Here is a 20,607-nt window from a genome sequence, read left to right as displayed (position 1 = left end):
AGCGCATAACGAGGATTAGCGCAAACAGGTTGGCGGACCTTGAAACCAGCTCTCTCACCCAAGCCCTTGCGGGCTACTGAAGAATTCCGGCGACTTTCCCTCCCGAGTTTTGCCGGCAAGGGTCTGGAAACTCCCCAGTGTCCAGGCATATCGAGGGCCGGCTGGCGACGTGACCTTCAGGTTTCACGTGCGTCCAGAACGCCTTAACCGGCTCATTCTTACGATATGCCCCATACACCAGCGCCTCCTTACCGTAGCCATGTGGACCGAAGTTGCATGATTGCTCCTTCACCACACTACACGTTTTGAGCGCATTGATGATTCCTGTCAATTTTTATATTCGAACAATCTAAATGACAGCGCAAACATTTTCTGGCGCGCACCTAAGTGACTGTTAATAATGATAATAATCGAAATATATAAAAGTTTGGAAAGACTGAAAAAACACTGCGCGACCTGAAGCGCAGGTTTTTTCAGTCTGCAATTCGAACAAACGAATCACATTCCACTAGCTTTCGAGCCCGCTATTCAACCGGCGCGAAAGCGGCTGCTAGCCTCGTCGGACCTCATCGGATTAAACATACGCTGCGATAACCGCCGCGATCTGTTCCGGTGTTAGCTTGCCCATCTGCGTATCCATGATCGCGCCGAGTTGCTCGCTTGAAAGCTGAGAGATGTCTTCTGTGGACAGCCCAGCGAGACCAGCACTACTGAACGCCGCAATGTCTTCGGTCGAGAAGGTGAGCAACTCATCCATGGACATGGCATCGACCTGAGCAGACGTCAGAGCCGCAACCTGCGCCGGCGTCAACGCTTCAGCTTGCGCTGTCGTCATAGACGCGATCGTCGCCGTGCTTAGTCCTGAAATTGCATTGGTCCCGAGCGCCATGATTTCATCAGTCGAGAATGTGGCCATATCGTCCACCCCGATCGCCGCCGCCTGGATGGCGGTCAATGCGCCAAGCTGGTCGGTCGACAAGGCAGCAACCTGCCCCGTGCTCATGGCCAGGACCTGATTGTAGCTCATCTTCGAAACCTGGCCGGTTGTAAGAGCTGCAATCTCATCGGTGGAGAGCGACGCGATGACGGAAGTGGAAATGCCCTTGAAAGCGGCCGCGTCGATAAGCTGGAGTTCCTCGATCGAGAACATATCCATATCCTCGACGGCCAGACCTGCAAGGCCAGCTGTGCTCAACGCAGCGATCTGGTCCGTAGACAGGGCATCGATCTGCCCCGCGCTCATCGCGCTCACCTGCGCGCTTGTCAGTCCCGAAACACCGCTGGTGCTCAGTGCTTCAATCTGCGCGGCTGAAAGTGCCGCGATAAAGGCGGCAGGCAATCCTGGAATACCGTCGTGACTGATCGCTGCGAGTTCTGCAGTCGACAGCGATCCCAACTTGTCGGAGCTCAGCCCGGAGATCGCGTCGGAACTCAAAGCAGCGATTTGACCGGTCGACAGCGCATCAATCTGCTCTGCGCTCATGGCAGAGATCTGTGTTCCGGTTAGCCCCTTGGCGGCCGTCGCGCTGAAGGCCGCAACCTGATCGGCCGAGAGTGCCGCAATATCGTCAGTTCCGAGTGAACCAACTTGACGAGAGCTGAGAGCGGCGATCTGCGCCGTCGTCAGCGCTTCCAGTTGTTCAATGCCCAATGCAGCGAGCTGCGCCGTGGAAAGGCCCGATATGCCAGCCGTGCCGATGACTGATATCTGATCGGGCGTAAGCGCCGCCAGGGTCGCGGTCGACAAGCCGAGAATGCCTTCTGCACTAATCGCAGCGATATCGGCAGTGGAGAACACTTCGAGATCGTCGGCGCCGAGCGCAGCAATCTGACTCGATGTCAGGGCCGCAACCTGCGTGGAAGTCAGTGCCTCAACCTGATCCGTGCTCATGGCGTTGATCTGGCTCGTCGTCAGGCCGGGCAAGCCCGAAGCGCTCAAGGCAGCGATCTGCGCAGTGGAAAGTCCGGCTATTGTGGCGGTCGAAAGTCCTTTGATCGCACTGGAACTGATCGCGCCCATATCGGCCGTCGAAAACATTTCGAGGTCTTCGAGGCTAAGGGCGGCGACCTGCTCGGAGGTCAGTACACCCACCTGCGATGCCGTCAGCGCGTCCACCTGGTTTGGATCGAGTGCCGCGATATCTGCGGTGGTCAATCCTCTGATCGCGGACGTACTGATCGCGGCGACCTGCGCGGTGGTCAGCGAGGCAATGTCATCGGATCCGAGGGCTGCTATCTGCTTGGAACTGAGTGCTGCGACCTGTGCAGTGGTCAAGGCTTCGATCTGCTCGCCAGTCAAAGCGGCGATTTGGTCGGTCGAAAGACCGGAGATGCCAGCCGTGCTCAACGCCTCGATCTGGTCCGGCCACAGAGCCGCTATCACGGCCGGCGAAAGACCGGCGACGGCGCTTGAGCCAATTGCAGCAAGCTCGGAGGTCGAGAACATTTCCAGATCCGAAATGTCGAGGACAGCGATCTGCGCGGATGTCAAAGCGCCAATCTGGTCAGCGGTCAGCGCTTCCATCTGACTGTCGGTCAGACTGGAAATGTCGGTTGGCGCAAGTCCCTTGATGCCGGCTGTACTCAGCGCCGCGATCTGCCCGGTTGTCATCGCCGCGATATCGTCGATGTCGAGTGCCGCGACCTGTCGTGAGGTCATGGCGTTGATCTGCTGTGTCGACATCGCAGCAATCTGCGCCGTGCTTAAAGCAATGACCTGTTCGGTGGACAGACCAGCGACTCCCGCCGTACTCAAAGCCTGCATTTGCTCGGAGGAAAGCGAGGCCATAACGCTTGTCGACAGACCCGAAATGATATCGCCACTGATCGCTGCGATATCGGCGGTCGAGAAGACTGCAATATCGTCGCTTGTGAGAACAGAGACCTGCCGTGAGCTCAACGCCGCGACCTGCGTGGAAGACAAGGCTTCCAGCTGTGCCGTGCTCAGCGCATTCATCTGATCTGTCGTTAGGCCAGGAATACCCGCAGTTCCCAGAGCCGCGATTTGGGCCGTCGTCAGTGAAGCGACATCATCCGTCCCGAGTGAAGCAACCTGCCGTGAGCCCAGCACATGGACCTGCTCTGTCGTCAAAGCCTGGATCTGACTTGCGCTAAGCGCGGCGACCTGTTTCGTCGTCAGGCCTGCGACACTTTCTGTGGGCAGGGTTTCGATCTGGGCCGTAGAGAGACCCGCAATCACCGCAGTTGATAGGCCGGCAATGGCTTCGCCCTGGATCGCTGCGACCTGATCGATCGACAAAGCGGCTATGTCGTCGCTACCGAGTGCTGCGACCTGGCGCGAGTTCAGTGCCGTTATCTGCTCCGTGGTCAGCGCTGCGACCTGTGCGGTGCCAAGCGCTGCGACCTGTGTCGTGGAGAGACCAGAGATTCCAAGCGTGCTTAAGGCAGATATCTGTGAGGCCGACAGTCCAGCAATGATTGTCGGCGAAAGGCCGGCAATAGCATTGGAGCCAATGGCGGCAAGATCAGCATTGGAGAAGGTGTTCAAGTCCGCCAGATCAAGCGCTGCAATCTGACTTGAACTCAACGAGCCCACCTGTGTCGCCGTCAGCGCTTCCACCTGCTCCGAAGAAAGGCTGGCAATATCCGACGTGGTGAACCCATCCAGTCCGGCGGTGCTTAGAGACGCAATCTGCGCTGTTGTCAGCGCCGCAATATCGTCCGTGCCAAACGCGCCAACCTGCCGCGAGCTCAGCATGCTGACCTGGAGCGTGGACAGATTGGAAATCTGCGTTGTGCTGAACGCATTCACCTGCTCTGTCGAAAGGCCGGAAATGCCGGAATTGCTCAGCGCCGCGATCTGCGTCGGGGTCAGTGAAGCAATGACCGCTGTGGATAGGCTGGAAATGACGCCAGAGCCAATCGCCGCAATGTCCGCCGTTGAAAAGACAGCGATATCGTCAGTACCAAGTGTGGCAAGCTGCCTGGAGCTCAAGGCGGCAACCTGAGTGGCGGAAAGTGCCTCAACCTGCGCGGTGTTCAGGGCGTTGACCTGGCTTGTCGACAAGCCGGCAATGCCAGCCGTTCCCAAAGCCGCGATCTGGCTGGTGGAGAGGCCGACAATGTCGTCTGTTCCAAAGGCCCCAATCTGCTGGGAGCTGAGAGTAGTGATCTGGCGTGTCGTCAATGCTGCGATCTGATCGGTGCTCAACGCAGCGATCTGCCGCGTCGTCAGGCCCGAGATGCCCGCTGTGGAAAGAGCGGCAATCTGAAGCGTGGTGAGCGCTGCAACGGCCTCTGTGGTGAGACCCTTGATCGTGTCAGAACCGAGCGCTGCAACGTCCTTCGTCGAGAAAGTGACAATATCCTCGGGCTCAAGAACGCTGACCTGCTCTGAATCGAGCGCACCCACCTGCTTTTCTGTCAGCGCCTCGATCTGGGCGGTACTCAGCGCATTGATCTGCAGCGTGCTCAACTGCGTTATATCGGTAATGCTCAAGGCCACGATTTGGTCGGTGGTCAGCGCGGAGATGAGGCCGGTGGTCAACCCCGCCATCGCGCTTGAACTGATGGCGGCAATATCCTTGGTTGAGAAGGTCGCAATGTCGTCGGTGCCGAGCGCGGCAATCTGGGCTGACGAAAGTGCGGCAACCTGGGCAGGATTCAATGCTTCGAGCTGTGCCGTGGTCAGGCTGGCGATATCGGAGGTGCTGAACCCTGCAATACCCTCAGCGCTCAAGGCGGCAATCTGTTTGGTCGTCAAGACTGCAAGGTCACTGCTTTCCAATGCGCTGACCTGCTGCGAGGTCAAGGCCGCCATCTGTTTCGTCGACAAGGCAGAAACCTGATCGGTGCTGAGCGCAATGATCTGCTCGCTGGTCAGGCCGGAAACTGCGGCGGTACCAAGCGCTTCCAGCTGCGCAGTGGAAAGCGATGCGATGACCTCAGTCGACAGACCGGTCACGGCAGCGCCGGTAAGAGCAGCGATATCCTTCGTTGAAAAGGTTGCGATGTCATCCGTGCCAAATGCCGCCACCTGCTGGGAATTCAGCGCTGCGACCTGGCTCGACGTCAGAGCTTCCGCCTGTGCCGTGCTGAGGATTTCGATCTGCTCCTGTGTCAGCCCTTTGATCGCGCCACCATTGATGGCGGAAATCTGGTCTGCAGACATGGCAGCAATATTGTCTTCGCTCAGGGCGGCTATCTGGTTTGATCGAAGGGCAGCCACCTGTTTGGTGGAAAGCGCGGCGACTTGGGCGGTCGTGAAAGCCTCTATCGCGACATCGGTCAATCCGCCGACGCTGGCTGCGCTGAGCGCTGCAATCTGGTCTGAAGACAGTCCGGCAACATCATCCCCGCTCAACGCAGCGGCCTGGGCCGCGCTGAGCGCAGAAAGCTGCGAAGTTGAAAATGCCTTGATCTGGTCCGCGTTCAGCGTCTCGATCTGCGCTGCCGTCAGCCGCCCGACAGAAGCGCTGCTGAGCGCAGAAAGCTGTGTTGACGTCAACGCCAGCAAAACGTCATCAGACAATCCCGAAACGGCAGCCGCCGTCAAAGCGGCCATATCGGCAGTGGAGAATGTCGCGATATCCTCGACGTCAAGCGCCGACAATTGCGTCGATGTCATCACCGAAATTTGCTTGGTGGTGAAGGCATCGACCTGAGCCGTACTTAGCGCTTCAATCTGGGTGGCGGTTAATCTGTTGACCGAACTCGTCGTCAGCGCAGCGATCTGTGCGGAACTCAGCGCCTCGATCGCCTCCTCGGACAAACCGGGAATAGACAACCAGCTAAGCGCCGCAATATCCGCGGTGGAGAATGTTGCAATGTCATCGGCGCCGAGCGCTGCAAGTTGCGTTGTTATCAGCGCACCGATCTGAGCCGATGTCAAAGCATCAATCTGTCCCGTGCTGAAGGCTTCGATCTGGTCTGCAGTCAGTCGTGACAACGCGTATGTTCCCAGACTTGCAACCTGTGCTGTCGACAATGCCTCCAGAAACTCGACAGGCAGACCGGAGACGATCTTGCCATTGATCGCAGCGATATCGCCGGACGAAAAAGTCGCGATATCATCTGCACCGAACGCGGCCAACTGCGAAGAGGCCAGTGCGCTCACCTGCAATGTGGTCAGCGCCTCTGCCTGGGTCGTGCTTAAGGTTTCGATTTGCTCGGACGTCAGCCCGGTGATTCCGGATGCACTGATGGCTGCCATCTGTGCAGGCGACAGAGCAGCAACGGCGTCGGTGCTGAGGGAGGCAATCTGCTGCCACTTCAAGGAGGCAATTTGAGCGGTCGTAAACGACGTGACTTGTGATGTGGAGAGCGCCCCGAGTTGGTCGCTGGACAAGCGATTGACTGAGGTCGTTGCAAGAGCTGCTAGCTGGACAGTAGACAGCGCCGCCATCAGATCGGTGGTCAGCCCGCTAACACCTGACCCGCTGATCGCCGCGATGTCGGAGGTGGAGAAAGTGGCAATGTCATCCACACCGAATGCCGAAACCTGCAGCGAGCTGAAAACCGCAACCTGTTTTGATGTCAACGCCTCGGCTTGAGCTGTGCTGAAAGCGACGATCTGGTCGCTCGAAAGACGGGAAACAGCGCTCGTGCTCAACGCAGCCACCTGGCCCGTTGTCAGGGCTGCGATTTGATCCGTCGTAAGAACGGCCGCCTGGGTTCCACCGATCGCGGCGATTTGCGCAGTCGTCAATGCGGCTGTCTGCTCGGGGCTTAAAGTGGCGAGCAACCCGCCACTCAAGCGGGCGATAGCTGCAGGGCTCAAGGCGGAAACCTGTTCCGTCGACAGAGCCGCGATATGCTCGGTGGACAGGCCTGTTGCTGCGGCCGATGTCAAAGCGGCCATATCCGCTGCCGAGAAAGTGGCCAAATCGTCCGCTCCCAGGTACCAGACCTGGGTCTTCACGATATTTCCGATCTGGACAGACGTCAGCGCTTCGACCTGACTGGTGCTCAAGGCAATGATCTGATCTGACGTGAGGCTGCGAATGGCAGTGGAATTCAGCGCTGCGACTTGAGCGGTCGTGAGAGCGGCAATCGCGTCTGTCGTCAAACCGGACAGACCGCTCTGCCCGATCGCAGATATATCGGCCAGCGAAAGCGAGGCAATATCATCCGCGCCGAAGGCAGACATTTGGGTCGCATTCAGCACCTTGATCTGGGCTGTGCTGAGAGCTGCGATCTGCCCGGTGCTCAAAGCCGTAATCTGCTCCGTGCTCAGATAGCGCAGCGATGTGGCACTGAGCGCGGTGATCTGGTCTGAAGAAAGCACAGACACGGCTGCGGTGCTAAGACCGCCAACCTGGGACGGTGTAAGTGCGGCCATCTGACTACCAGAGAGCGCAGCAAGCTGCGCACTTCCAAGCGAATTGAGCTGCTCAACACTCAGGCGCGCGACTGCCTCACGGCTGATTGCGGCAATTTGCTCGGTAGACAATGACGACAGAACATCAGTCGACAGCCCGCCGACAGAGCGCGCCGAAATTGCCGTAATGTCCTCAACAGAAAAGACCGAAAGATCATCGGAACCAAGAGCAGCCAGCTGGGATGTCGAAAGCGCTGAAACCTGACGCGACGTAAGCGCCTCGGTTTGCGCCGTATTCAAGGCTTCGATCTGATCGACAGTCAGCCGACTGATGGACGTTGTCGCCACCGCCGCGATCTGATCGGTGGACATCACAGCGATATTGACCGCGCCCAGCGCTTCAATCTGCGTGGCATTGAGAGCGGAAATCTGCTGCGTCGACAGCGCTGCCACCTGATCCGTGCTCAACACTGCTATCTGAGCTGCTGTCAGACGTGCAGTTGCCGCCGAATTCAACGATGTCAACTGGCTGGTGCGCAACGCAGCAACGCTTTCGGTCGTAAGCCCGATAATGGCGCTGGAATTGATGGAGCCAAATTCGGCATCGGTAAAGGTCGCTATGTCATCCGAACCGAAGGCCGACAACTGGGCCGCACTGAGGACTGCAATCTGCGCCGCCGTCAGCGCCTCCACCTGCGCGGTGCTCAACGCAATGAGCTGCTCGCTCGACAATCCCTTGACGACGTTGACGCTCAGCGCAGCGATCTGATCGGTCGTCATATCGGCGATATTGTCAGCCGAAATCCCGGCGATGGACGACTGGTTGATTGCAGCGACATCCGCAGTCGAGAAGGTAAGGAGATCATCAGCGCCGAAAGCACTCAGTTGCTGAGATGTCAGCGTGGCGATCTGGCTGGATGTCAGCGCCTCAACCTGACCCGTGCTCAGCGCCGTGATCTGCGCTGTGGACAAATAGCGGATTGTGGTTGGACTGATGGCCGAAACCTGTGAAGCGGACAAAGCCGCGATATCATCCGTGCCCAGAACCGAAATCTGCGACGCCGTCAAGGCAGCAATCTGCGAGGTATTCAGGCCAGCGATCTGAGCCGAGGTCAAGGCAGAGACCTGCGCCGTCGACAATCGTGCGACAGCACCGGTGCTCAAGGCGGAAACCTGCGCTGTAGAGAGTGCAGCCATGACCTCAGTGGATAAGCCCGCGACTGCATAGGCGTTGATCGCGGCCATATCAGCGGTTGAGAAGGTCATCAAATCATCAGGACCCAACGCAGCCAGTTGAGCGCTGTTGAGACTTGAAACCTGAGATGACGTAAGGGCTTCAGCCTGAACCGTCGTGAAATTGCCGATCTGCGTCGTCGAGAACGAGGCGATCTGCGAGGAGCTGAAACTTTCGATATCCTGGCGGTCAAGAACAGCCAATTGAGACAATGTCAAACCGACAACGGCGCTCGGAGAAACCGCCCCCAGCTGCTTGGACGTCAGCACATCGACATCTTCAGTATCCAGCACCGAAATCTGCGCGGACGACAAGACATTGATCTGCTGCGTTGAAAGCGAACTCACATCCTCTGTTGACCACGCTGCCACCGCCGCTGTTGACAGTGATCTGATCTGACTCGTGGTCATGGAAGAAATGGTCGAAGTCATGGAGAAAAGCCTTCAATGCTACCATTAAAAATCACAATATCCGTGAGCGACAACGGCTTATGCGCGAACAAATGGGCATGAAAACGCACCCAGCCGCACAGGCCATCGCCCAGCGAACTGATTTTTATGAGAACTGGCTTGCCTGAAGCTGTAGGAGCGCGATCAAACTATATCGGAGCGTGCACAAAGGCCGGCATGGGCGCCACTGAAGAAAGATACACACGCGCAGTATCCAGGGCCTCGCGGATCGTCACATCCATGTCGAGATAGCGATAGGTACCAAGTCGACCGACAAAGGTCACACCGGTTTGCTTTTCAGCCAGATCAACATATCGGCGAAGCTGTTCTTTTTCCTTTACCAGCCGGATCGGATAATAGGGCGTATCGTCAGAGCCGCAAGCGCGCGAGAACTCTCTGTAGCAAACAGAGGCCTCATGCTGCTCCCAGGTAGAGAAATGCTTGTGCTCTGTCACGCGCGTGTAAGGCACCGATAGGTCGCCATAGTTCATGACCGCGCAGCCCTGATAATCGCCTTGATAGACAAAGCGCTCGAAATCGAGAGTACGATACCCGAGACGCCCCTCTTCATAATCGAAATAGCCATCGAGCGGCCCGGAATAGAAGACATGCGCATAGTCCTGGGCAAGGCTTCGCTCGAACCGCGTCTCAAGATGGACTGTGATATTGGCATGATCCAGAATGCGTTCGACCATGTCTGTATAGCCATGTTCGGGCATGCCCTGATATTTATGGAAAAAGTAGTTGTCATCATAATTGAAGCGCACGGGCAATCGCTTGAGGATTGATGCCGGCAACTCGCTGGGCGCACAGCCCCATTGTTTCTGGGTGTAACCCTCGAAAAACGCCCCATACAACTCGCGCCCGACAAAACGAAGAGCCTGCTGCTCCAGAGTCTCAGGCACTTCGATGGTTTTATCCGCAAGCGTTTCGATGAAGTCACGCGCTTCGTCGGGTCGCAACGTCTTCCCAAAGAACTGGTTGATTGTATGCAGGTTGACCGGCAGCGAGTAGACTTGACCCTTGGCTGTTGTCTTCACGCGGCTCTTGAAGGCCATGAACTTCTGGTAGCGGTTGACATAGTCCCAGACGTCGCTGTCATCTGTATGAAAGATGTGTGGGCCAAAGACATGAACCAACACGCCGGTTTCGGCATCGCGCTCCGTGTGACAATTTCCAGCGACATGCGTGCGGCTTTCAAAGATCTCCACCCGATGACCAGCCTCTGCAAGCTCTCGCCCGATGACCGCGCCCGAAAGCCCGGCCCCAACGATTGCAACAGGTTGATTGCCGCGTTCAATGATCACAGCGATAAAGCCTCCGCTTCCGTCCAGAAGCGGTTGTCCGGCACGATCGGCGCATAGTCGTTCCAGGCCTTCAGCTTTTCACGATAACGGGCGCGGTAGCGATCCTCATCCACAAACGCTGCATTTCCGTCCGCCAGTTCTGCACCGATTTCATAATAGAGCTCGAGATTGCGCAGATCCGGAACCGGCGTCTCACCGCGCTCGCATTCGCCCTGCATCTGCCAGTAGAGTTCCTCCAGACGACGCGCCAGGCCCGGAATATCGCGAAGGGCGCTTGTCGCGCGACGAGACTTCAGCGCTTCTCTGACGGCTTCAAGTGACTGACGGTCCTTCGCAAAACCGATCGCACGTTCGACATAGTGTTCAGGACCCGTACAAATCAGTTCCGGAACACCGGCTGCAGCAACGATGCTGTGGCAGAAACGGGATGCAAAGCTCTTGCCCGGAAAAGTGAGGACGGGAAGTCCGACGGTAAGCGCGTCTCCCGCTGTGGAATGTGCGCCGTAGGGAAATGTATCCAGAAAAAGATCAGCAACAGCAATACGTGCGAGATGTTTGGCATTCGGTGCCTTTGCGGCGAAGATCAGGCGACCTTCCGCAACGCCTGCCTGGGCGGCAATCTCCCGCAAGCGCTTGTCCACGGTCTCTCCGCCGGTCAGTATCCACAACACACTGCCAGGCGTGGCATTCAAAATGGTCATCCATTGCGAGAAGGTGCTTTCGGTTATCTTCTGCATGCCGTTGAAACAGGCGAACACAAATGCATCTTCCGGCAGCCCCGCCTCCTTCCGCGAAGGCGCATCCGCAATCTCACGCTTACGGTCAATGGGCTGATTGCATGCGATCCGCAACACCTTCTCCGAATAGTAGATCTCGTGCTCCGCAGGAATGATGTGCTCGTCTGCAATCATATACTGATGAAACGGACTGCCCATGGAACCGGGATAGCCGCAGAAATTGACGATCACCGGCGCCGGACGATAAGCGAATATCTTGGTGCGGGCATGCTTGGTATAACCGTTCACGTCCACGAGAACGTCGATATCATCCTCCGCAATCTGGCGGGCTGCGGCCTCGTCAGAGAGCGAACCAATGTCGCGCCAGCAGTCCACGACCGCCTTCATCCGCGTTTGCGTCACGTCGTTGGCAACGGGATCGCCGCAATAATAGGCGTAAACCTCCACGCTCTCCTTGTCGTGCAATTCAAGCACTTCACGAAGCGCAAAACCGACTGCGTGATCGCGCAAATCCGATGACAGGTAACCCACGCGCAGACGCTCACCTGTGCCGGTTTTGAGTTTGGGCGTTTTATTCACAAACGCACTCGTATCAGGGCGACCGACAAAGGACTGGTTGTATTTATAGGCTCGCGCCAACTGGAACATCGGATCATCGGAATAGCAGGCCAGTGCAAGAGGTGACATGGCATCGAGCAATTGCCGCGTCGTTACATGGGTCGAAGATACCAGGATCGGCCACTTGCATTGCCGTTGCCGCAGAGCACTCCAGTGCTGCCCCGCTTCCGTCTTGTCCGGACGCAGTTCAATCGCCTGCCAGAGCGCGTTCTCCGCGTCTTCCATCAGCCCGGCATTTTCCATCACACGGCCGATATGCTGCAAGGTCATCAGCCGGTGCAGCACACGATCTGCAGTGCTGTCCTTCGTCAACTCCACATAGCTCTGCCATTGCTGGATCGCCTGCATCAATAATCCGCTGTCTTCCAAGGCGCGCCCGAGATTGATGTGCGCCTGGCCGAACTGAGGATCCAGTTTCAGGCATGCGCGGAGCGCGTGAATGGCACCAGGGATATCGCCCGACTGCCGCAGAGCAACCGAGTAGTTGAAGCAAACCAGATGCAGGAATGGATGCGTATCGTTGTAGGCAATCCACGCCTTGTAGATCTCAATCGCTTCACCGCCTTGACCGGCAAGCCCGCGTGTCTCCGCATACTGAAACAGATCCGTGACAGACAGTCGCTGCGAACGGGCAAGGTCCAGCATCGTAACGAATGCTGCGGCTGCAGGAGCTGTGGGAACGGTATTGGAAGCCATTTCAATCTCGAAAACAAGCGGCAGACCGGCCGGGGTTACATTCAAATGCAAACGGAATTGGGAACTTAGGCCGACCGATGCAAACCCGACATGCTGCAATCAGCGGAAGGCCTATTCGTCCACAGAGAATTTCAAGAATTTCGCGCCTGCTCCAAGGTAAGTTGCGCCAGGAGAACGCGAAATGAGGATCGATCACAATAATTTGCTACATAAGCCCGCGCTTGTATTGCAACTTGTGGTAAAAATAGTAATCCTTAATGAAATCGGACCTTTTCACGATCTTCAGCACTCCGAAGCTTTGCAAACAGTAACGAGGCGATCAGACCAGTGGCGAAGAAAGCGACAGAGAAGACGACGATAAGAAAGCCATCGTCCGGCGCCAGGAACAGGGCGGATACCTTCAAGGATGACGCCGACCGGAAGCAGAAGGATGGTCAGACAACACACGTCAAAGACGGTCTGTACTGGGTCGGCATTGGTGCGTCGGCAGGTGGACTGGAAGCTCTGCGTGAAGTGTTAAAGACGCTTCCCCGGTCTGCACCCAACATCACATACATCATCGCCCAGCATCTCTCGCCAAAGCACCAGAGCATGCTTGTGCAATTGTTGGGCCGAGAGACGTCGATGCCGGTTGAAGAGGTCCGAGATGGCCTGACGCCTGAACCAGGGGTCATCTATATCACGCCGCCCAATAGCGACGTCTATGTTCACGAAGGCGAATTGCATCTCAGCCGCCCGCCCTACGAGCTCTCGCCAAAGCCATCCATCGATTATTTCTTCGCAACGCTCGCCCGGGAAATCGGCGATCATGCCATCGGCGTCATCTTGTCCGGCACCGGATCGGACGGCTCCCACGGGGTGCGCGCAATCAAGGCTGAAGCCGGCCTGACGATTGCCCAGGACCCGGAAGAAGCCAAATATGACGGCATGCCGGCCAATTCGATCGCCGCCGGCTCCATCGATCTCGTGCTTCCGGCCGCGCGTATCGGTCAGCAGATTCTGTCGATCATCCGTACGCCCAGCAATCTCAAACTGCTGCAGGAAGAAGAAGTCAGCCGATCCACCATGCACGAACTGCTCCATCTGCTGAAGGAGAGTTCAGGCGTGGACTTTCGCGACTACAAGTCCGGAACCCTTTACCGCCGGATCAACAGGCGAATGACCGCCTGTTCGTCGGAAGATCTGGACGACTACCTCGCTTACGTGAAGTCCTTCCCCAAAGAGCTCGACCTGTTGTTCAAGGACATCATGATCAGCGTCACCTATTTCTTCCGGGACAAGGAGGCCTTTAAAAGTCTTACCAATGTCATCAAGAAACTGCTGAGCGAAAAGGAGGCCGGAAGCGATCTGCGCGTATGGATCCCGGGCTGCGCGACGGGTGAAGAAGCCTATTCGATTGTCATCATGTTTGCCGAGGCTGTCGGCGGGATAAGACAATTACAGCAGCAATATAACTTCCAGCTTTTTGCAACCGACATCGACACAGATGCCCTGTCACTCGGCAGAAAGGGCGTATATTCCGCCACCACTCTGGAAGGCATGAGCACAGATCTCCGCGACCGCTATTTTCGCCACAAGGACGAGAATTACGAAGTTCTGAAGTCTGTGCGGGACATGGTGATGTTCTCTCGTCACAACGTCTTCAGCGACCCACCGTTCCTGCGCCTCGACTTCATCAGTTGCCGCAATCTGCTGATCTATTTCAACAGCAAGCTTCAGTCGACCGTGATGAACCTCTTTCATTACGCACTAAACCCAAATGGTATCCTCTACCTCGGCAAGTCGGAGGCGTTAGGCACTGGCGCCAACTTGTTTCAGCCCCTCGACAATCGCGCCAAGATCTACCAGCGCAAACTGGTGTCATCCTACGATGCCATCCGCTCGGCAAAAGCATCCTATTCGAATGTATCGAAGAGTGTCACGGCGACCCCTCCACCGGCTCAGAGGAAAACCAATCACGACTTTCCCGATGCGGTCGTCTCGGCTCTCTCTCCGGACAGCCTGCTGATCGATGAGAACATGAACATCCTGCGTATTTACGGAGATGTTCAGCCCTATATCCAGCTGTCACCTGGCGAAGCCAGCACCAATCTGGTGTCAATTGCCCGACGCGAATTCCGTCAGGAATTGCGAGCGCTGGTCTACAAGGTCCAGCGAGAGAACTTGCAAAAATCAGTTCTGCCCAAAAAGCTGATGATCAACAATGTCCCCCATCGGGTCGACATTCACATCCGCCCACTTCCCTTAAAGCAGTCCAGCGAAAAACTTCTGCTGGTCTCCTTCGACCGCCGCGAGCAATTGCTCGCGACTCCGGAAGATGGCGATTCTCGCGGAAGGGCCACAGATCCCATGCTCGCGGAACTGGAGCAGGAACTGGCAGCGACTAAGGAGCATCTGCAGACGGTCGTAGAGGAACTGGAAACGTCCAACGAGGAACTTCAGTCCACCAACGAGGAAATGCAGTCGACCAACGAAGAGCTGCAGTCCGCCAATGAAGAGCTAGAGACTGCCAATGAAGAACTCCAGTCGACCAACGAGGAATTGCTGACCGTCAACGAGGAACTTCAGATCAAGACCGCGGAATTTGCGATCTCCAATGAGAACCTGGAAAACATCAAGGAAAGCATCAACATCCCGATTGTGGTCGTCGACAAGTCGTTGCGATTGACGCGCTATAACAATAGTGCGCGTGAGATCTTCCTTATCACCCACAACTCAATCGGCGAACCGATCACCGGCATCGCGACGAAAATCGACATACCGCAACTACGCAGTAACATTGTGGAGGTCGTTGACACAGGAAAGCTTCGCGCGCGGCAGCTCAAATGTGACGGAACCTACTATATGGAGCGAATTCAGCCATATCTTGATAGCGACGGTAAGGTGAACGGGGCCGTTCTCACTTACGTCAACAACGCCCAGGAGCAGCAGGCCCTGGATGAATTGCGCAACAGTCAGGAACGTTATCAGCTTGCGACCGAAGGGTCGCAGGCAGGTATGTGGGACTGGGATATCAAAAGCGGCCGGATGCATTGGTCTGATCTTTTGCTATCCATGCTTCGTATAAGGGACCCGAATTTTTCGCCCTCGATGGACGAATTGAAGCGGAGGATCCACGAAGACGAGCGCCGCGACATTATGGATATCTTGCAGGCACATCTCGATCGAGGATTCGAGTTTGACGTGGAGTTCCGTCTTCGTCGTGAAGATGGAACCTATTTCTGGGCCAACGCCAGTGGGCAGGCCATGTGGAGCGAGCGCAAAGAGCCGCAGCGCATGACCGGCTTCATCTATGATGTGACGGAGCGTCGGCTTGCACTTGAACATCTAAGCCGGACCAACGAGTCACTTGAGCGTTTTGCTTATGTCTGCTCGCACGACCTGAAGGAGCCAGCGCGGTCAATCGAGAACTTTGCCTCGCTGCTGCTTCAGGATCACGCAACTGGGCTGGATGACAGCGGACGGCAATACCTGAAATACATTCACGAATGCTCCACCCAGATGCAAAAGATGATCAAGGGAATCTTGAATTATTCTCAGCTCGAAAACCAGAATCTGGCTCTGGAGGATATAGACCTGAATGAGGAGATCGAAAAAGTTCTCGACAACCTCAAACACAGCCTGGACAATTCCGAGGCGACAGTGACCCACGATATCCTGCCCTGGATCCGCGCGGACCGCATGCAGATATTCCAGCTTTTCCAGAATCTCATCGGCAACGCCCTGAAGTTCTGCCGAGGTCGAAGGCCACGGGTTCATGTATCCGTACAGCGCCTGGAGCATGGATATCAGTTTGCCATCAAGGACAATGGCATCGGTTTGAAGCAGGAGCATTCTCAAAAAATATTCAACGTTTTCCAGCGCTTGAACAAAACAGAGGAATTTCCCGGAACTGGACTTGGACTGAGCATCTGCCAGAAAGTCGTTGAACGACATGAAGGCAAGATCTGGGTTGAGTCCGAATTCGGTGAAGGATCGACATTCTTTTTCGAACTCCCGAGTCAACCAGGGAAGGGCATTACCCATGTCAAACAAACCGTCACTAGCTAGCGTGCTGCTGGTCGACGATTCGCATTACGACGTGGTTCTGACCAAGGTGTTGTTGGAACGCGACAAGGTCATGATGAACCTGATTTCGGTCGGCGATGGGCGCGAAGCGATGTCATATATCGAACAGGAACCGCCTTTCGAAGATGCCCCCCTGCCCGATCTCATGCTGCTGGACTTGAACATGCCGGATATCAATGGCTTCGAAGTGCTCAAACTGATGGCATACAAGGACCTGCTGAAGCAGATACCGGTGATCATCTGCAGCGGCTCAGATAGCGATCAGGATATGAACACATCGCTATCGTTCGGGGCAGCCGACTACCTGGTTAAACCGCTCGATTACGAAAAACTTGCCCCGGTAATCGCGCGACTGCCCGGACTGTCCCTAAGCGACGCCGAAGGGCAACATTTCATTTACAAGGCATGAGGTCGTGATCAAGGAGGACCACTGGTGACAAACATATTGATGATCGATGACAGTGAGTCCGATCTGGCACTCTTCTCGGAACTTATTGAACAAGCCGATCCCAACTACAGCGTCTATACCGCCAGAAATGCAAAGGAAGGCCTGGATCTGTTTCAGGAACACCACATCGATTGTGCGCTGATCGATTTCTATATGCCGGAAGTCAATGGACTGCGCGTTCTGGATAGGTTGCAGGAAATGGCCTTGGGACGCGTGCTTCCACTGATCATCTTCACCGGTTCCGGCGGCCAGAAGATTCAGGCAGAAGCCGCCCGCCGCGGGGCCATGGACTATATCGTCAAGGATCCCGGATCGAACACGTCCGAGCAACTGGATGCGGCCATCCGAAAGGTCATAGCTTGGGCAGAAGCGCTAAACAACAACAAGGTAAGGGTGAACTGAGGCAGGACATTGATCGGTGCTCTTCGCAGTTCAGGACAGATGGCACACCGGTCTCCTCCACAAAGCGCACGCAAGAATGTCTTGGACACTCGAATTCGGCGAACAGGAACGCCGGAAGAATGCTCAGATGACCTCTAGATGCCGAGAGGCTCGCGAAAGGCGACCCCCTATGGAAGAGCAAGCGCCGATATTCGACAAGAGTGCGATGTTTACGGCACTGGTCGAAAGCAATGACACCGCTGTGTTGTGCAAATCTTTGGACGGCCGGATCGTCGCTTGGAACCGAGGTGCTGAGAAGCTGTTCGGCTATGCGTCAGAAGACGCGGTCGGCAAGAATATAAGAATGATCGTGCCGTCTGACCTTTATCCACAGGAGGACGATATTCTTGCCCGTGTCGCCAATGGTGAGAGCGTCGAGATTTCCAAGACAACACGCCTGCGCAGCGACGGGCGATCGGTGGACGTGGCCCTGTCGATATCGCCCATCCGCGACGCACAAGGCAAGATCATCGGTGCCACCAAGATCGCACGGGACCTGGCTGTTCTTAGGCGAGCGGAAAGACGGTTCGAGCAGATCGTCGACAGCGCGCCTTACGCTATCGTCATGACAGGTCGTGACGGTAAAATTGCCCTCACCAACCGGCAGACAGAGCTTGTTTTCGGTTACAGCGGCGACGAACTTCTCGGGGCACAGGTTGAAATGCTCATACCTGAAGAGCTTCGAGATCGTCACGCTGAGTTACGATCCGCATTTTTCACCGTACCTTCGGAACGCGCAATGGGCTTCGGACGCGACCTCAATGCACGACGTAAGAATGGAACGCTCTTCCCCGTCGAAGTTGGTTTGACACCGGTGGAAACCGAAGACGGTTTAATGACCGTAGTGACGATCGTGGACATTTCGATCCGCAAGGAGGCCGAACGACAGACAAAGCGCTTTAGTGAGATGCTGGAGGAACAGGTTCGCATTCGCACGGAAGAGCTCAATACTGCCAATTATGAGCTGGAACAATTCGCCTATGTTGCCTCTCACGATCTAAGGGCCCCCTTGCGGGTAATCGATAACTCCTCGCGTTGGCTGGAAGAGGATCTCGCAGAACATCTGACGGATGACATGCGCGACAGCATGCGATTGATGCGCAGCCGCATTGATCGGATGGACAAATTCCTCGACGATCTGCTGGAATACTCCCGTATCGTCTCCCGAAAAAACATCACCAACGAAGTCGTGACAGGAAAAGAACTGATCGATGATGTACTGTCGATGGCAGCACCACCGGCCGGCTTCACCGTAAAGGCGACTGCAACGCTGGAAAAGATTGAGCTGAACAGGATGCCACTGCAGCAGATCTTTCTCAATCTTGTCGGCAATGCTCTCAAGCATCACGATCGCAATTCCGGGAAAATTACAATCGACGTGGAGGAAAGCGACGGCAGACTTCTCTTCACAGTGGAAGACGATGGCCCCGGAATACCGGAGAAGTTCGCCTCGCAAATATTCGACATGTTCTACACACTGCGTCCACGCGATCAGATAGAGGGCAGCGGCATGGGATTGGCCATTGTTCGCAAACACATAAAGCAGGCAGGAGGGGACATATGGCTGGAGCAACAGACGGGAAGAGGTGCCCGCTTCAAATTCACCTGGCCGCTCAACCAATCGGCAAGGGAGCACGAAGATGGCATTGAACACTAAGCCGCTGAGTTTATTCCTTGTCGAAGACGACGACGGAGACGCAAAGGCAGTCACGCGTGCCTTTTCAAAGGCAAAGATTGCCAATCCAATCATCAGAGCCTTTGACGGCGTGGACGCACTTGAAATTCTCAGAGGTGAAAACGGCAAGACGAAACTGACCCAACCACATCTGTTGCTTGTCGATATCAACATGCCTCGCATGAACGGCATCGAACTGATTGAGGCAATGAGGGCCGATGCGGCGCTTCACCGGTCAACAATCTTTGTGCTGACCACCTCCAAAAGAGATGAGGACCGAATGGCTGCCTACGATCTCAACGTCGCCGGATATATTCTCAAACAGCGCGCAGGCGAGGACTTCCTGCAACTGGTGAATATGATGGAGCACTACTGGCGCATAGTGGAATTGCCATGATGATGGATAGCCGCAACCAGCGAGATCCCTATCGCATCCTGCTCGTCGACGATGACGATGGAGATCGCAAGAACATTCAGCGCGTACTGACGCGATCCGGGTTGAATGCCACCTTTCTGGAAACGTCGACCTTGAACGATGCATTCGCAGCATGTCAGGAACTGCGCTTCGACTGCACCATCATCGATTATCAGATGCCGGCTGGCGACGGACTTGCGGGCATCCCGACGCTTAGAGAAAAATGGCCGCACATGGCCATCATTATGTTGACTGGCCAAGGCGATGAGAATGTTGCCGCCACGGCGATCAAACAAGGTGCAACGGATTATCTGGTCAAAGGGAACGAGCAGTCTCTGCGCCAAATCGTGGAGAGCGCCATCACCAGAATGGAATTGCTGCTCAAGATCGATCATCAAAAAGAGGACCTCGAGCTTTTTTCTCACGTGGTCGCCCACGATCTCATGGCCCCGACGAGAGCCATTCAAGGCTTCGGCAACTTCCTGCAAAGAGGACTGCTGGACGGCGACAGAGACAAGATTGCCATCAATTGCGACCGGATGATCAAGGCTGCGCGGAGGCTGGATACACTGATCACGACCCTGCATGCCTATACCGGTGCCAAAGATGCACCGGAGTTTGCCACTGTGTCGATGGAAAACGTGGTGCAAGATGCAATCGAAAATCTCAATAGTGAAATCACGGACGCAAACGCGATCGTAAAACATGACCCCATGCCGGAGGTAAAGGGCAGTCAGGTGCAGCTAGTACAACTGATACAGAACTTGATCGAAAACAGCTTGAAATACGCCACCCGAGATATCCCGCGGATCAACATTCTGGCGACGGATGGAGACGACGTCTGGCGGTTTTCCGTGATCGACAACGGTTCCGGAATGGCAGATGCCGACGCTGAGATGATTTTCGAGCCATTCGTTAGGGCAGATACCTCGACCGACGTTTTCGGCAAGGGACTCGGCCTTGCCATCTGTCGCAAGATCGTCGAACGCCATGGAGGCTGGATTTCTGCCAGCCAACACCCGGAAGGCGGCACGACCTTTTCCTTCACCATTGCCAAAACACTCTGAAGCAGCCCGACCAAATTGCATATTGGCTGGGATGTCTGCGTAAAACTGCGGCCTGATCAGCATATAAATTTGCATCTTGACGGCATTGACCGTTGGGAGATTGCCACGGGCGCACTATGTCTGTTCGGGAACGTCCTGCCGCATTTCATCACACAGTCATTTTCACGAGAGAT

The 20,607-nt window shown here is 55.8% G+C and carries 9 protein-coding genes; 6 read left to right on the top strand and 3 right to left on the bottom strand.

What is annotated here, in order from left to right; translation table 11 throughout:
- Nucleotides 1–574: 574 nt before the first annotated feature.
- The 3 genes from ACQQ2Q_RS13500 to ACQQ2Q_RS13490 all read right to left on the bottom strand — a co-directional run bounded on the left by ACQQ2Q_RS13500 (nucleotide 575) and on the right by ACQQ2Q_RS13490 (nucleotide 12,320).
- Nucleotides 575–8,944 (bottom strand): beta strand repeat-containing protein, encoded by an 8,370-nt coding sequence (locus ACQQ2Q_RS13500; protein ID WP_428187621.1) that lies wholly within the window; start codon nucleotides 8,942–8,944, stop codon nucleotides 575–577.
- Nucleotides 8,945–9,111: 167 nt separating this feature from the next.
- Nucleotides 9,112–10,269, bottom strand: coding sequence for a UDP-galactopyranose/dTDP-fucopyranose mutase family protein (locus ACQQ2Q_RS13495; protein WP_428187620.1), 1,158 nt, complete (start codon nucleotides 10,267–10,269; stop codon nucleotides 9,112–9,114).
- Entirely contained in the window at nucleotides 10,266–12,320 is a 2,055-nt protein-coding gene (locus ACQQ2Q_RS13490; RefSeq protein WP_428187619.1) for a glycosyl transferase, read from the bottom strand. The genes ACQQ2Q_RS13495 and ACQQ2Q_RS13490 overlap by 4 nt, the downstream gene beginning before the upstream one ends.
- A gap of 327 nt (nucleotides 12,321–12,647) precedes the next feature.
- Between ACQQ2Q_RS13490 and ACQQ2Q_RS13485 the strand changes: the two genes are divergently transcribed.
- The 6 genes from ACQQ2Q_RS13485 to ACQQ2Q_RS13460 all read left to right on the top strand — a co-directional run bounded on the left by ACQQ2Q_RS13485 (nucleotide 12,648) and on the right by ACQQ2Q_RS13460 (nucleotide 20,434).
- Nucleotides 12,648–16,370, top strand: a complete 3,723-nt coding sequence (locus ACQQ2Q_RS13485; protein WP_428187618.1) for a chemotaxis protein CheB — start codon at nucleotides 12,648–12,650, stop codon at nucleotides 16,368–16,370.
- Nucleotides 16,345–16,797, top strand: coding sequence for a response regulator (locus ACQQ2Q_RS13480; RefSeq protein WP_428187617.1), 453 nt, complete (start codon nucleotides 16,345–16,347; stop codon nucleotides 16,795–16,797). Before ACQQ2Q_RS13485 ends, ACQQ2Q_RS13480 begins: the two co-directional genes overlap by 26 nt.
- Before the next feature lie 24 nt (nucleotides 16,798–16,821).
- Complete coding sequence (locus ACQQ2Q_RS13475; RefSeq protein ID WP_428187616.1) at nucleotides 16,822–17,238, top strand: response regulator; 417 nt, start codon at nucleotides 16,822–16,824, stop codon at nucleotides 17,236–17,238.
- 169 nt (nucleotides 17,239–17,407) lie between these two features.
- Complete coding sequence (locus tag ACQQ2Q_RS13470) at nucleotides 17,408–18,934, top strand: sensor histidine kinase (protein WP_428187615.1); 1,527 nt, start codon at nucleotides 17,408–17,410, stop codon at nucleotides 18,932–18,934.
- A complete protein-coding gene (locus ACQQ2Q_RS13465) occupies nucleotides 18,918–19,349 on the top strand; it encodes a response regulator (RefSeq protein ID WP_428187614.1) in 432 nt (143 codons plus the stop codon). The genes ACQQ2Q_RS13470 and ACQQ2Q_RS13465 overlap by 17 nt, the downstream gene beginning before the upstream one ends.
- The gene (locus ACQQ2Q_RS13460; RefSeq protein WP_428187613.1) at nucleotides 19,346–20,434 is read left to right on the top strand and encodes a sensor histidine kinase; all 1,089 of its coding nucleotides are present in this window, start codon (nucleotides 19,346–19,348) and stop codon (nucleotides 20,432–20,434) included. Before ACQQ2Q_RS13465 ends, ACQQ2Q_RS13460 begins: the two co-directional genes overlap by 4 nt.
- The last annotated feature ends 173 nt before the right edge of the window (nucleotides 20,435–20,607 follow it).

The sequence above is a fragment of the Agrobacterium sp. ES01 genome (genome assembly GCF_050320885.1).
GTDB lineage: Bacteria > Pseudomonadota > Alphaproteobacteria > Rhizobiales > Rhizobiaceae > Allorhizobium.
The sequence above is the reverse complement of the archived record's forward strand: the minus strand, read 5'-3'. Positions and strand labels throughout refer to the sequence as shown.

Bases quoted from the DNA above. Each gene is read 5' to 3' on its own strand.
- ACQQ2Q_RS13490 (WP_428187619.1), bottom strand. From the start codon at position 12,320: ATGGCTTCCAATACCGTTCCCACAGCTCCTGCAGCCGCAGCATTCGTT.
- ACQQ2Q_RS13460 (WP_428187613.1), top strand. From the start codon at position 19,346: ATGATGATGGATAGCCGCAACCAGCGAGATCCCTATCGCATCCTGCTC.
- ACQQ2Q_RS13500 (WP_428187621.1), bottom strand. From the start codon at position 8,944: ATGACTTCGACCATTTCTTCCATGACCACGAGTCAGATCAGATCACTG.
- ACQQ2Q_RS13480 (WP_428187617.1), top strand. From the start codon at position 16,345: ATGTCAAACAAACCGTCACTAGCTAGCGTGCTGCTGGTCGACGATTCG.
- ACQQ2Q_RS13465 (WP_428187614.1), top strand. From the start codon at position 18,918: ATGGCATTGAACACTAAGCCGCTGAGTTTATTCCTTGTCGAAGACGAC.
- ACQQ2Q_RS13470 (WP_428187615.1), top strand. From the start codon at position 17,408: ATGGAAGAGCAAGCGCCGATATTCGACAAGAGTGCGATGTTTACGGCA.